We start from the raw sequence: 12,198 nt of genomic DNA on the forward strand, positions 1-12,198 counted from the left end.
CGGCGGGGCGCGCTTTTCGCGCCACTTACTTCACAACAGAGAGGCACGAAAAACGCGCCCCGTTTCCCGAACCGATGGCAAACCCCGGCGGCTTCCCCGCGCGGCAACAATGGAGCCTGCCTAAAATGTATCGCTGCTCAGCAAATTGCTCACCAACTTCAAACGCCCCCTTCTCCCCGCGGGCGGGGAGAAGGTGAGGATGAGGGGCGAGCGCCATCACCTGCAAGGAGACCGACAGAGCTGGAAAAGCTCGCAAGGCACCGCATGCCCCTCATCCCCCTGCCGGGACCTTCTCCCCGCCAGCGGGGAGAAGGAGGCCGTCACCGCGGGCTTGGCCCGAGACCCATTGGAAGAACATGCAAAAGCACAGCCAGGCTCTCAATCACGCCCCTGGAACAGATTCTCCACATGCACCGGCCAGCGGCGAGGAAGCACGGCAACAAGGTCGAAGCGCAGCGAGAGGCGCGCGTGGTCGGGCTGGCGCGCAAGCCAGAGGTCCGCCGTGCGCTCGATACGGATCTGCGCATGATAAGACACCGCATCCATTGCCGCCTCAACGGTCGGGCGTGCCTTCACCTCGACAATCGCCACCAGATCGCCGCGCCGGGCGATCAGGTCGATCTCGCCAAGTTTCGTTCGATAACGACGAGCCAGAATGCGATAGCCCTTCAGCCGCAGCGCCATGGCCGCCAGCCACTCGCCGCGATGGCCGAGCCGATAGGCCTTCTGCCGCGCCTCACTCTGCATCGCGCTCGTCCTTCAGCGCAAGAAGCCGCTGATAGAGCTCGGACTTGCGCCCTCCGGTCATGCGGGCAGCCTCGCCGGCGGCTTTCGAGGCGGACATCTCACCGGAGAGCGCCATGAGCAGCCGGTCCACATCTTCCGCGCTTGTTTCCTCCTCACCCAGGGGCGGCGCCACGCACACCACCACCTCGCCCTTGGGCGCACCGGTGTCGGCATAATGGGCAGTAAGGTCGGAAAGCGTGCCGCGCCGCAGCTCCTCGAAGGTTTTGGTGAGTTCGCGCGCCACGCAGGCCTGCCGCGTGCCGCCGAGCACCTCCGCCATGGCGGCCAGACTCTCATCGAGGCGACGCGGCGATTCAAAGAACACCAGCGTCGCCGGCGTCTGGCGAAAGGTTTCAAGCCGTGTGCGGCGCTGCCCATCCTTCACCGGCAGAAAGCCGGCAAAAAGAAAAGCATCCGTCGGCAGGCCGGAGGCCGAGAGCGCTGCCAGCACAGCAGAGGGGCCGGGGATGGGCACGACGCGCAGACCCTTTTCGATCACCTGATCCACAAGACGATAACCGGGATCGGAGACGAGAGGCGTTCCGGCGTCGGAGATGAGCGCAACGCTCTGCCCCGCCTCCAGTGCGGAAAGCAGGCGCGGGCCGGCCTTGTCCGCATTGTGCTCGTGATAGGCGGTGAGGCTCTGGCCGATGCCGTAGCGTGCAAGAAGCACGCGCGAAACGCGGGTGTCCTCGCAGGCCACGATATCCGCCCCGGCAAGCACCTCGAGCGCGCGCAGCGTGATGTCGCCCAGATTGCCGATGGGCGTCGCCACGAGATAGAGCGCCGGCTCGAGCGGCCCGGCACCGATGCGGGCGCTGCCAACGACGAAACTTTTTTCCCCGCGCGGGTTATCCATAACTCTTTGATCCTTATTCGCTCATCTCTTTGACATGGAGGCATGTGGGTTGCAAAGTCGCGCGCTGAATTTGGGACGGAAGCGACATATGAAAGTCTGGACATCGCCCGGTCGCAGAGCCGGGATCCTCTCGCTGGCGCTTGCCGGTCTTCTGGTGCTCGGTGGCTGCGTGGGGGGCGATGTGCCCTACGGCATGCCGCAGCCAGGCGCTCAGACCATTGCCACGCAGCCGGTCGTGGACAATGCGCCGCGTCTGCCCGCCTCGGGTGAGGTGATTGGTACGGGAGAGACACGGGTCGCGCTGCTTTTGCCACTAACCGGCGAAGGCAATGCCAGCCGCATCGCTGCCGAGCTGAAGAACGCCGCGCTGCTTGCCATGGACGAAGTCGGTCTCAACGCGCTTGAACTGGTCGTGAAGGACACGGGCGGGACCACGGAGGGCGCTGCAATCGCCGCTGGCCAGGCCTCCGCCGAAGGTGCGGCTGCCGTGCTCGGCCCGCTCTTTTCGGCCAATGTGCGCGCCGCTGCCCAGGCGCTCGGAACATCGCAGACCCCGATGGTCGCGTTCTCCTCGGACCGCGCCGCGGCAGCGCCCGGCGTCTATCTCAATTCCTTCTTGCCGCAGGGCGTGGTTCAGCGCACGCTCTCCTATGCGGCAGGGCAGGGCGTGCGCAGCGTGGTGGCGATCCTGCCCGAAGGGGCTGCCGGCGATATTGCGGAAGCTGAAGCGCGGCGCACCATGCTGTCCATGGGTGGCGAGGTGACGGCGGTTGCCCGCTATGCCTATGACAACATGTCCGTGTATGAAGCGGTGCAGGGCGTTGCCGATGCGGTGCGCGCGGCGGATGCCGTGTTCATCCCCGATGGCGGCACGAGCCCGGCGACCATCGTCTCCACCATGACCGAAACCGGGATCGACATTTCCGGCAAGAAGCTTTTGGGGACCGGACAATGGGCGAGCGCCAATCTGGCGGATCCTGCGCTGCAGGGCGGGTGGTTCGCCGATACGGACCAGACCCGTGTCAACACCTACAAACAGAGCTATCAGGCACGGTTCGGCGCCGAGCCGTCGTTGACCTCCGCGCTTGCGTACGACTCCGTTGTGCTTGTCGCCAACATTGCCAAGGGCGGCGGCGGAATCCCGCGACATGCCTTGGAAACGCCGGTCGGGTTCAATGGCTATACGGGCCTTTTCCGCTTTCTGGCCGACGGCACGACCGAGCGCGGATACGCCATCTATGAGGTGCGGGAAGGCAAGGCCGAGATCATCGATGCGGCCCCGTCACGATTCGGTGGAGGCAGTTAGGTCCTACCGTGCCAGATCGGCAACAACCGCATCCAGAACGATCATGCCCTTCGGCGTTGCCCGTAGCCGGGTGTTGCCGACAGGCTCGACAAGGCCTTCCTCCTGCAGCACCGCAATACGCGCATTGGAGAGCGCCCGGCCCGAAAGCGCTTCATAGCGCGGCAGGTCGATGCCCTCGACGAGCCGCAGCCCCATCAGCAGGAACTCATCGGCTTCCTCCTCGTGGGTCAGCACCTCGCCGCCGATCACGCCATGACCCTCGGTCTCGACGCGCTCGAGCCAGGTCTCCGGCATCTTTTCGGTAAACGTCACATGACGGCGGCCATCTTCGACAAACCGCCCATGGGCGCCGGGGCCGGCGCCGACATATTCGCCATAGCGCCAGTAGACGAGATTGTGCCGGCTCTCCGCGCCCGGGCGGGCGTGGTTGGAAATCTCATAGGCTGGCAGCCCCCGTGCCGCCGTCACCTCCTGCGTGATCTCGTAAAGTCGTGCGGCATGATCCTGATCCGGCATGGCAAGCTTTCCTGCCTCATGAAGAAGCTGAAAGCGCGTGCCTTCCTCGATGGTGAGCTGATAGAGCGAGAGATGATCAGCCGCGTGGCCGATGGCCTGTTCGAGCTCGCTGGCCCAGGCTTCCTCGCTCTGGTGCGGGCGGGCATAGATCAGGTCGAAGGAGAGGCGTGGAAAGATCTCACGGGCAAGCCCGATCGCCTTCAGAGCTTCCTCGACATTGTGCAGCCGTCCGAGAAATTTCAGATCCCGGTCGTTGAGCGCCTGAACGCCGAGCGAAACACGGTTGACGCCGGCCGCGCGGTAACCGCGAAAGCGATCCGCTTCCACGGAACTCGGATTGGCCTCCAGCGTCACTTCGATGCCGTCGGGCACGCTCCAGTTGGCTGCAACGGCATCGAGCAGCGCACCGACCGTTCCGGGTTCCATCAGCGAGGGCGTTCCCCCGCCGAGGAAAATGCTGGTAACGGTACGGGGGCCGGTTCGCGCACGCATGGTGGCGAGCTCGCGCTCAAAGGCGGCGGCAAAGCGGCCCTGGTCCACCGGCTGGTGACGCACATGGCTGTTGAAGTCGCAATAGGGGCATTTGGCCGCGCAAAACGGCCAATGCAGATAGACGCCGAACCCCGGGCTATTGTCAGGCGCGGAAATCACACCGCGCCCAGTCTGGCGCGAGCGAATTTCTGGAAGGCGCGGGCGCGATGAGAGAGCGCATGGTCATCGCCCGGCTTCCAGCCATGCTTTTCCTCAGCCGTCATCTCGCCAAAAGTGATGTCATAGCCGAGCGGTTGAAACACCGGGTCATAGCCGAACCCGTCTGTACCGCGCGGCGGCCAGACCAGATGGCCTTCTGCTTCACCGCGATAATACTCGGTCTCCCCGTCAGGGAAGCAAAGGCAAAGTGTCGCGACAAAACGGCCGGTGCGTTTCTCCGGCGTTGTGGCCCCGTTCTCGCAGAGCAGCTTCTCGGTCTTCTCCATAGCCATCATGAAGTCGCGGCTGCCGTCGTCCTTCGTGGCCCAGTCGGCGGTGTAGACGCCAGGCGCACCATCCAGCGCATCAACGCAAAGGCCGGAATCGTCGGAAAGCGCCGGCAGGCCCGTCGCCTCGGCGGCTGCAAGCGCCTTGATGCGGGCGTTCTCTTCAAACGTCGTGCCCGTCTCCTCCGGCTCTGGCAGGCCAAGTTCGGCAGCCGAGCGCACCGTGTAGCCGAAGGGAGCCAGGAGGTCGGAGAATTCCCGCAGCTTGCCCTTGTTGTGGCTGGCGAGCACGAAAGTCTTGTTTTCGATCGGTCTCAAGTCAATCCCCAGATACGTGGCTCGGCGAATTCGAGCGAATTGCCGAAAGGGTCACGAAAATAGATGGAGCGTCCGCCACTCGGCCATTCGAAATCTGCCTCGATGGCAATGCCAGCCGCTTCAAGATGCGCCTTCCAGCGATTGATCTCTTGGGCGGTCGCAGCAAAACAAAGATGCCCCGGCCCCTGGGCTCCGTGTGGCGGCACGGGAAGCCGTGCGCCGGGAGCAGGCGGCTCGGCGGTCACTGCGGGGTCGAACAGCAGAAGCACTGCCTGGCCGCAACGGAAGAACACATGCCGACCCTCGACTTTCGCGATCCTCTCAAGCCCAAGCGTTTCGCCGTAGAAGTGCTCTGCTTGGTATAGATCGCTCACATAAAGCGCGGCTTCGAGGATTGCCGAGGGTTGCATGGTCCGCCTTGCGCCCGTTCAGGAGATGGCCATCTTCTGCATGTCAACGAGCTTGGTGATACCCTTGCGGGCAAGTCCCATCAAGGCTGCGAATTCGTCCTCAGAAAATGGCTCTCCCTCGGCCGTGCCTTGAATCTCCACGATGCCGCCCTTGCCCGTCATCACGAAATTGGCGTCGGTCTCAGCAGCCGAGTCCTCAGCATAGTCCAGATCGAGAACGGGTGTGCCGTTATAGATGCCGCAGGAGATGGCTGCGACATGGTCTTTCAAAACCTTATCCCGGCTGACCATCTGGCGCGCTTCCATCCAGGACAGGCAGTCCGAAAGGGCGATGAAACCGCCCGTGATGGCCGCAGTGCGTGTCCCGCCATCAGCCTGAATAACGTCACAATCGATGGTGATCTGCTTTTCGCCGAGAGCCTGCAGGTCGACCACCGAGCGCAGCGAGCGGCCGATCAGGCGCTGAATTTCCAATGTGCGGCCGCCCTGTTTTCCGGAGGAGGCCTCCCGGCGCATACGGTCGCCGGTGGAGCGCGGCAGCATACCGTATTCTGCCGTCACCCAGCCCTGGCCGGAATTGCGAAGCCATGGCGGCACCCGCTCCTCAAGGCTTGCTGTGCAAAGCACATGCGTATCGCCGAACCGCACCAGACACGACCCCTCTGCATGTTTTGAAAAGCCGCGCTCGAAACTGATGGCGCGCATTTCATCGGGTTCGCGTTTGGAAGGGCGCATGAGCGATTTCTCCAGTGTCATATCATGTTGTCGGCCAGTCTTGCCGGCTTGTAGCTTTCCGCATTCATGAACGCAAAGGAATTCCGGAAAAGGAGGGAAACCATACGCATACCTCCAAACAAGACTGTTGTTTTCGCGGCAGTCACGCTTATATTCAGGCGATCAGAGGTCGCGAATGACGAAACCGGTCTTGGACAGAGAATTTCAGGAGCACGCGCTGCAATCGCTGGACAGCCGTTCCCGCGAGATTTTTCGGGTCATCGTTGAAACCTATCTCAGAGACGGTGAGCCGCTCGGCTCGCGCAATCTCTCACGCATTCTGTCGACACAGCTTTCCCCGGCAACAATTCGCAATGTGATGAGCGACCTTGAGCAGCTCGGGCTCATCTATGCTCCGCATGTCTCCGCTGGACGCATGCCCACGCAGCAGGGGCTTCGCTTTTTCGTCGATGCGTTCATGGAAATCGGGGACCTTTCCGACAATGAGCGCCGGATCATCGAGACGCAGGTCAAGGCCTCCAGCAGCGGGCATTCTCTGGACCATATGCTGACCGAAGCAAGCCAGCTTCTTTCCGGCCTTTCGCGGGGTGCTGGCGTCGTTCTTGCGACCAAGTCTGAGGCAGCGCTTAAACACATCGAATTCGTGCAACTTGAGCCGCGTAGAGGGCTAGCCATTCTCGTTTCGCAGAATGGTGACGTGGAAAACCGGGTGATCGACCTGCCCGAAGGGGTCACCATTTCGCAATTGCATGAAGCCTCGAATTTCCTGAACGCGCATATTCGTGGCCGTACATTGGCGGAAACACGGGCGGAGCTTTCGCGACTTCAGGAAGAAACGCGCGCCGCATTGGATACGCTGTCGCAGGAACTCGTGGAACAGGGCCTGGCCGTATGGGCAGGCGCTGAAAGCGGCCAGCCGGCGCGGCTGATTGTGCGGGGGCGGGCCAATTTGCTTGAGAACCTGACTGCGGAAGCAGATCTGGAACTTCTGCGGCGCCTGTTCGAGGATCTCGAGACCAAGGAAGGTCTGATCCAGCTTCTGGACCTGGCAGAAGAAGGCTCTGGTGTGCGGATCTTCATTGGCTCGGAGAACAGGCTTTTCTCCCTCTCTGGTTCTTCGCTCGTCGTGGCCCCCTATCGCGATCAGGAATCACGTGTGATCGGCGCTTTGGGCGTTATCGGGCCGACGCGACTGAATTATGCGCGCATTGTGCCAATGGTGGATTACACGGCACAAATTGTCGGGCGATTGCTCCGATAAGTTTTCAACCGGGAGGATCAATGTTCGGCCTTATCGGCAAGATGCGTGCGCATCCAGGTAAACGCGATGCGCTACTGGAGATTCTCTCGAAAGGCACGGCATCCATGCCGGGCTGCCTGAGCTATGTAATCGCCCGCGATCCCGAGGATTCTGACGGGATTTGGATTACAGAAGTCTGGGACAATGAGGATAGTCACAAGAGGTCTCTCACCTTGCCGGCAGTTCAGGCGGCGATCGTCGAAGCGCGGCCCTTGATCGCTGGTTTCGACAGCAGTGTGCGAACGGAGCCGGTGTATGGGATCGGAAACTGAAACCGTCGCCCCTTGATTTTGCCGTCGCGAACCTCGATATCGGACGCAATATCCGAGCAATTCTAAAACCATAGACGGACTGACATGACCAATCAGGCTAAGGACAGCGAACAATCCAGAACCGAAGTGGCAGATGATCCGAACGTTAAAGCGTTCGAGGAAAATGCTGGCGAAGAGGCGGTTTCGGAAGAAGACGTCCTTGTGCGGCTGGCCAAGGAAAACGAGGAGCTGAAGGAACGCGCCCTTCGCCTCGCCGCCGAGATGGAAAACCTGCGCAAGCGCACCGCCCGCGACGTTGCCGAGGCGCGCAGCTATTCGATCGCTGGCTTTGCCCGCGACATGCTGACGGTTTCGGATAATCTGCGCCGCGCGCTCGAGGCTGTGCCCGCAGAGGCCCGAGCCGCCGGCGACAGCGGCCTTTCCTCGCTGATGGAAGGCGTGGAGATGACCGAGCGTTCCATGCTCTCCACCCTGGAGCGCCACGGTGTGAAGCAGATCGATCCCAAGGGCGAGCGCTTCGATCCGCATTTCCATCAGGCGATGTTCGAGGTGCCCGATCCCGAAACCCCGGAGAACACCGTCGTTCAGGTGGTTCAGCAGGGCTATGTGATCGGCGAGCGTGTTCTGCGTCCCGCAATGGTCGGTGTCGCCAAGGGCGGCCCCAAGGCGGGAGCGATCCAGAACGGCGAGAATGCCGGCGCCGAACCTGGTCCGCCCAATCCGCAGGCCGAGCGAGACGCCTGATCTCTGTCGCGCCGCATTCTGTGTGCGGCAAGTGGAAGTGAGGCAAGCACTCACTTCCTATTCAGGGGGGCTTCGGCTATCCAGAGCATGGAGGCCCCCATGGATCTGATTCAGCTTCTCGATTATGCCGGCGTGGCCGTTTTTGCGGCTACAGGCGCTCTTGCTGCCTCGCGCAAGGAACTTGACCTCATTGGCTTCATCTTTCTTGCGGGGGTAACGGGCACTGGCGGCGGCACCCTGCGCGACCTCGTGCTTGGTGTGCCAGTTTTCTGGGTCGAGAACCACACATACATCATCGTCTGCGCCCTGGTTGCGGTCCTCGTATTCTTTGCTGCGCCACTCGTGGAGTATCGCTACAGGCTACTGCTGTGGCTGGACGCCGCGGGCCTTGCCGCCTATTCGGTTCTGGGGGCGGCCAAGGGGCTGGAGGCTTCCGGTTCGGCCATTGTCGCGTTGGTCTCAGGTGTCCTTACAGCGACCTTCGGAGGTATTTTGCGCGATGTGCTGGCTGGGGAGCCCTCAGTGCTTCTCAGGCCTGAGGTCTATGTCACCGCGGCACTTGTCGGGGCGGGCGTGTTTACCGTGGCCGGCTTTGCCGGAATTGAGGGTGCAATCGCAGCGCTGATCGCGGTCACGGCGGCATTTCTGGTGCGCGGTGGAGCCCTCCGGTTCGGATGGACCATTCCGCGCTACCGTTCCCGCCCCGGCCGACCGCCCGAGGAGCTAGAGTAGGCCGGCCTGCTGCGCCTCGTAGCGAAGGTCCTTTTGCGGACGCGGGCCGATCTGCTGAATGACGAGACCGGCTGCGAATGAGCCAAGACGGCCGCATTCGGCGAGGTTGTGTCCGTTGGTGTAGCCGTAGAGGAAGCCCGCCGCGTAGAGATCACCCGCACCAGTCGTGTCGACCAACTCGTCGATCTTCGTGGCTTCGACTGGGATGGTCTCGTTATCCGACACGATAACCGAGCCTTTCTCGGAGCGGGTGACGATCGCAAGGCGGGTATCCTTGCGGATGGCCTCCACCGCACTGTCGAACGACGAGGTCTGATAAAGAGACAGCAATTCGTGTTCGTTGGCGAACACGATGTTGACCCTGCCTGAACGCATCAGCTCCAGGAATTCGTCGCGATAGCGATCGACGCAGAACGGGTCAGACAAGGACATCGCAACTTCGCGGCCCGCCGCATGCGCAGCATCGGCGGTCATGCGGATCGCTTCCTTGGCACGAGGCGGATCCCACAGATAGCCTTCGAAATATGTAACCTTGGAACCCTTCGCCTTGTCTTCCTCCACGTCTTCCGGGCCAAGCTCCACGCAAGCGCCGAGATAAGTGTTCATGGAGCGCTCACCATCTGGCGTGACGAAGATCATCGATCGCGCCGTTGGCGGATGACCTACAAGCGGTTTTGTATCGAAGGCGACACCCTGAGCGCGGATGTCGTGCGCGTAGATTTCGCCAAGCGTGTCGTTTGAAACCTTGCCGAAGAATGCTGCTTTTCCGCCAAGGCTGGCGATACCGGCTGCCGTGTTGCCAGCACTCCCCCCGGAGGCCTCGATGGCCTGCCCCATACGCTCGTAGAGAAGGGTAGCACGATCAACATCAATCAGGTTCATCGCACCACGAATGATGTTGTTTTCTTCAAGAAACGCTTCGTCGCAGCGGGCGATAATGTCGACAATGGCGTTGCCGATGCACAGCACGTCATATTCGCTCAAATTCAGATCTCCAGATATGCAAGGGAAGCGTTTTTGTCTCTAGGCTCCGGGCGGTTTACTGGTTTGAGCGTGATTTGCAAGCCATTGGTGTGAACGCTTTTGCTTGCGCCGGCCCGAAAGGCTTCCTATCTCGGATGGGAAATCAAAGTTCGAAAGGCCTTGGCTTTCCATGATCTTCGACGCGGCGCGCGCCGCTATCAGCCGACTTTTCTCCAGAGAGTTTCGCAGCGTGTTTTTCAAGACGCTGGGTCTGACACTTTTGGTGCTTGCCGGGCTGTGGCTGGGAGCCAAGGAGCTTTTTGAGTACATCGCACTGCCGTGGCTTGATGCATTTTTTCCTGACCTTCCTTCCTGGCTGGGTTGGATGAGTTTCGTCGCGCTGATCGCTGCCGGTCTGGGGCTCGCTGCCGGTCTGGCGCTTCTGATCGGGCCCGTGACCGCTGTGATCGCCGGACTATTTCTCGACGATGTGGCCGAAGTTGTCGAAAAGGAAGATTATCCGCAGGATCCGCCGGGCAAGGCGCTGCCGCTGGGCGCTGCGATCGCCACATCGATCAAGTTTTTCGGTATTGTCATTCTCGGAAACATCGTCGCGTTGTTCCTGCTGCTCGTCCCAGGCATCAACATCCTCGCCTTCTTCCTTGTGAATGGCTACCTGCTTGGCCGCGAGTTTTTCGAGTTCGCCGCCATGCGGTTCCGCAGTGAGCCTGAGGCGAAGGCGCTGCGCCGTCGCCATGCAGGTACGATCTTTCTGGCCGGTCTTGTTATCGCGGGGTTCCTCGCCGTCCCGATCCTCAACCTTCTGACGCCGCTTTTCGCAGCCGCCATGATGGTCCATCTGCACAAGATGATTTCACAGGAAGATGCGGCCCGCGCTGGGCAGAGTGCAGAGCAGCGCGGGTAGTCGAAGCCAGCGATCAGGCCTGTGGTGCCAATTCCACCAGCGGCGCAGGTATTTCGGTCGTTTTCTCAGCTGATTTGCAGATGTCCGCAATGACACAGGCCACGCAATCGGGCTTGCGCGCCTTGCAGACATAGCGCCCGTGCAGGATCAGCCAGTGATGGGCGTGGCGCATGAATTCGGCCGGGATAATCTTCACCAGCGTATCTTCGACCTGTTCCGGTGTCTTGCCGGGAGCAAGCCCGATGCGATTGCCGATGCGCAGAATATGCGTGTCGACGGCCATGGTGGGCTGACCGAACGACATGTTGAGCACAACATTGGCCGTCTTGCGGCCCACGCCCGGCAGGGTGACGAGGGCCTCGCGGCTGTCGGGCACCTCAGATCCATGATCGCGGATCAGCGCTTCGCTAAGCGCGATGACGTTCTTCGCCTTGTTGCGCCAGAGCCCGATGGTACGGATATATTCACCCACCCGTTCCTCGCCGAGTGCCAGCATCTTCTCCGGCGTGTCGGCAACCTTGAAAAGATCCCGCGTCGCCTTGTTGACACCTGCATCCGTTGCCTGCGCCGACAGCACGACGGCCACCAGGAGCGTGAAGGCATTCACATGCTCGAGCTCGCCTTTCGGCTCCGGCCGCTGAACCGAGAAGCGGCGGAAGATCTCGTGGACCTCCTCGGGCGAATAGACGGTTTTGCGTTTGCGGGAGCGGGCGGGTTTGCGGGGCGCGGCAATTTTCTTCTTGGGCTTTTCCATGGGCCTTCTATAATCGGGATCATGGCCGAAACAAACAGTGCAGATGCTCCCGTCTTTCAGGCGTTGCTGACGCCTTATCGCTCGCTGGGTAAGCGGGGTTTCGCGACGCTGATGGGCGTTCTTCTGTTTGTCTGGCTGACCATCGGCGCGGTGTTCCTGAAGCTCGGCGCGTGGCCGGTGTTTGGTTTTTTCGGGCTCGATGTGCTCGCGATCTATATTGCCTTCCGGCTGAACTACCGTGCTGCCCGCGTGCGCGAAGAGGTCCGCCTGTCGCGCACCAGCCTCGATATCCGCAAGGTGCCGCCCTCGGGCAAGGCTGAAGAGTACCATTTCAACCCGTTCTGGACACGGTTTCGCATCGACCGGCACGACGAGGCCGGCATCACCGACATGGCGGTTGAGATGCGCGGCAAGCGTGTCTCGCTTGGCAGTTTTTTGAACCCGGACGACCGGGAAAGTTTCGCAACGGCCTTCGGAAAGGCGCTCGCCACTGCAAAAGGGCCGTGAACTCGGCAGGAATCGGGTGGTTGGCCGGTGCGAAAAACGGCATGGTCATGTTCAGGAAGAATGTCATGTGGCACCAACGCTAAGGCGGGTGCCG

General features: G+C 61.5%; 15 protein-coding genes. 7 read left to right on the top strand and 8 right to left on the bottom strand.

All coding sequences use genetic code 11. The features are described from left to right. Positions 1 to 378: 378 nt before the first annotated feature. Both AC2CHD_RS08735 and rsmI read right to left on the bottom strand, forming a co-directional pair. The gene (locus tag AC2CHD_RS08735) at positions 379 to 747 is read right to left on the bottom strand and encodes a YraN family protein (protein ID WP_484553381.1); all 369 of its coding nucleotides are present in this window, start codon (positions 745 to 747) and stop codon (positions 379 to 381) included. Beyond that, positions 737 to 1,645 carry a 16S rRNA (cytidine(1402)-2'-O)-methyltransferase gene (gene rsmI, locus AC2CHD_RS08740; RefSeq protein WP_484553382.1) on the bottom strand — a complete coding sequence of 303 codons (909 nt, stop codon included), beginning with the start codon at positions 1,643 to 1,645 and terminating at the stop codon, positions 737 to 739. Before rsmI ends, AC2CHD_RS08735 begins: the two co-directional genes overlap by 11 nt. 88 nt (positions 1,646 to 1,733) lie before the next feature. On the opposite strand from rsmI, the gene AC2CHD_RS08745 reads away from it, so the two are divergent. Continuing rightward, positions 1,734 to 2,951: a penicillin-binding protein activator gene (locus tag AC2CHD_RS08745; RefSeq protein ID WP_484553383.1), complete on the top strand. Its 1,218-nt coding sequence runs from the start codon at positions 1,734 to 1,736 to the stop codon at positions 2,949 to 2,951. Positions 2,952 to 2,954: 3 nt separating this feature from the next. Here AC2CHD_RS08745 and hemW read toward each other — a convergent pair whose 3' ends face one another. Genes hemW through rph form a run of 4 tightly spaced genes read right to left on the bottom strand, consistent with a single transcriptional unit; the run spans position 2,955 to position 5,907 of the window. Beyond that, on the bottom strand, positions 2,955 to 4,118 hold the full coding sequence (hemW, locus tag AC2CHD_RS08750) for a radical SAM family heme chaperone HemW (RefSeq protein ID WP_229450310.1): 1,164 nt from the start codon (positions 4,116 to 4,118) through the stop codon (positions 2,955 to 2,957). Beyond that, a complete protein-coding gene (rdgB, locus tag AC2CHD_RS08755; protein WP_229450311.1) occupies positions 4,115 to 4,762 on the bottom strand; it encodes an RdgB/HAM1 family non-canonical purine NTP pyrophosphatase in 648 nt (215 codons plus the stop codon). The genes hemW and rdgB overlap by 4 nt, the downstream gene beginning before the upstream one ends. Next, complete coding sequence (locus AC2CHD_RS08760; RefSeq protein WP_484553384.1) at positions 4,759 to 5,172, bottom strand: VOC family protein; 414 nt, start codon at positions 5,170 to 5,172, stop codon at positions 4,759 to 4,761. The genes rdgB and AC2CHD_RS08760 overlap by 4 nt, the downstream gene beginning before the upstream one ends. Before the next feature lie 18 nt (positions 5,173 to 5,190). After that, positions 5,191 to 5,907: a ribonuclease PH gene (rph, locus tag AC2CHD_RS08765; protein WP_484554214.1), complete on the bottom strand. Its 717-nt coding sequence runs from the start codon at positions 5,905 to 5,907 to the stop codon at positions 5,191 to 5,193. Positions 5,908 to 6,082: 175 nt separating this feature from the next. On the opposite strand from rph, the gene hrcA reads away from it, so the two are divergent. The 4 genes from hrcA (at position 6,083) to AC2CHD_RS08785 (ending at position 8,955) form a co-directional block, all read left to right on the top strand. Further along, a complete protein-coding gene (gene hrcA, locus AC2CHD_RS08770; protein WP_229450314.1) occupies positions 6,083 to 7,168 on the top strand; it encodes a heat-inducible transcriptional repressor HrcA in 1,086 nt (361 codons plus the stop codon). Positions 7,169 to 7,188: 20 nt separating this feature from the next. Continuing rightward, complete coding sequence (locus AC2CHD_RS08775) at positions 7,189 to 7,479, top strand: putative quinol monooxygenase (protein WP_229450315.1); 291 nt, start codon at positions 7,189 to 7,191, stop codon at positions 7,477 to 7,479. 84 nt (positions 7,480 to 7,563) lie between these two features. Further along, entirely contained in the window at positions 7,564 to 8,223 is a 660-nt protein-coding gene (gene grpE / locus AC2CHD_RS08780) for a nucleotide exchange factor GrpE (protein ID WP_484553385.1), read from the top strand. Between the two features lie 99 nt (positions 8,224 to 8,322). Further along, positions 8,323 to 8,955, top strand: a complete 633-nt coding sequence (locus AC2CHD_RS08785; RefSeq protein WP_229450317.1) for a trimeric intracellular cation channel family protein — start codon at positions 8,323 to 8,325, stop codon at positions 8,953 to 8,955. Here the strand turns inward: AC2CHD_RS08785 and AC2CHD_RS08790 are convergent. Continuing rightward, positions 8,947 to 9,939 (bottom strand): adenosine kinase, encoded by a 993-nt coding sequence (locus tag AC2CHD_RS08790; RefSeq protein WP_484553386.1) that lies wholly within the window; start codon positions 9,937 to 9,939, stop codon positions 8,947 to 8,949. The genes AC2CHD_RS08785 and AC2CHD_RS08790 overlap by 9 nt on opposite strands. Before the next feature lie 169 nt (positions 9,940 to 10,108). Between AC2CHD_RS08790 and AC2CHD_RS08795 the strand changes: the two genes are divergently transcribed. Next, positions 10,109 to 10,843 (top strand): sulfate transporter family protein, encoded by a 735-nt coding sequence (locus AC2CHD_RS08795; protein ID WP_484553387.1) that lies wholly within the window; start codon positions 10,109 to 10,111, stop codon positions 10,841 to 10,843. 13 nt (positions 10,844 to 10,856) lie between these two features. Here the strand turns inward: AC2CHD_RS08795 and nth are convergent, their stop codons facing one another. Continuing rightward, positions 10,857 to 11,597: an endonuclease III gene (gene nth, locus AC2CHD_RS08800; protein WP_229450320.1), complete on the bottom strand. Its 741-nt coding sequence runs from the start codon at positions 11,595 to 11,597 to the stop codon at positions 10,857 to 10,859. 21 nt (positions 11,598 to 11,618) lie between these two features. Here nth and AC2CHD_RS08805 point away from each other — a divergent pair, with 21 nt between their 5' ends. Beyond that, positions 11,619 to 12,104, top strand: coding sequence for a DUF2244 domain-containing protein (locus tag AC2CHD_RS08805; RefSeq protein ID WP_484553388.1), 486 nt, complete (start codon positions 11,619 to 11,621; stop codon positions 12,102 to 12,104). Positions 12,105 to 12,198 lie beyond the last annotated feature (94 nt).

This window comes from Nitratireductor sp. ATLC21 (genome assembly GCF_057196525.1).

Coding starts and splice junctions, on each gene's coding strand:
- AC2CHD_RS08775 (WP_229450315.1), top strand. CDS start 7,189: ATGTTCGGCCTTATCGGCAAGATGCGTGCGCATCCAGGTAAACGCGAT.
- AC2CHD_RS08735 (WP_484553381.1), bottom strand. CDS start 747: ATGCAGAGTGAGGCGCGGCAGAAGGCCTATCGGCTCGGCCATCGCGGC.
- nth (WP_229450320.1), bottom strand. CDS start 11,597: ATGGAAAAGCCCAAGAAGAAAATTGCCGCGCCCCGCAAACCCGCCCGC.
- AC2CHD_RS08795 (WP_484553387.1), top strand. CDS start 10,109: ATGATCTTCGACGCGGCGCGCGCCGCTATCAGCCGACTTTTCTCCAGA.
- rsmI (WP_484553382.1), bottom strand. CDS start 1,645: ATGGATAACCCGCGCGGGGAAAAAAGTTTCGTCGTTGGCAGCGCCCGC.
- AC2CHD_RS08745 (WP_484553383.1), top strand. CDS start 1,734: ATGAAAGTCTGGACATCGCCCGGTCGCAGAGCCGGGATCCTCTCGCTG.
- AC2CHD_RS08785 (WP_229450317.1), top strand. CDS start 8,323: ATGGATCTGATTCAGCTTCTCGATTATGCCGGCGTGGCCGTTTTTGCG.
- AC2CHD_RS08805 (WP_484553388.1), top strand. CDS start 11,619: ATGGCCGAAACAAACAGTGCAGATGCTCCCGTCTTTCAGGCGTTGCTG.
- hrcA (WP_229450314.1), top strand. CDS start 6,083: ATGACGAAACCGGTCTTGGACAGAGAATTTCAGGAGCACGCGCTGCAA.
- grpE (WP_484553385.1), top strand. CDS start 7,564: ATGACCAATCAGGCTAAGGACAGCGAACAATCCAGAACCGAAGTGGCA.
- rph (WP_484554214.1), bottom strand. CDS start 5,907: ATGCGCCCTTCCAAACGCGAACCCGATGAAATGCGCGCCATCAGTTTC.
- AC2CHD_RS08760 (WP_484553384.1), bottom strand. CDS start 5,172: ATGCAACCCTCGGCAATCCTCGAAGCCGCGCTTTATGTGAGCGATCTA.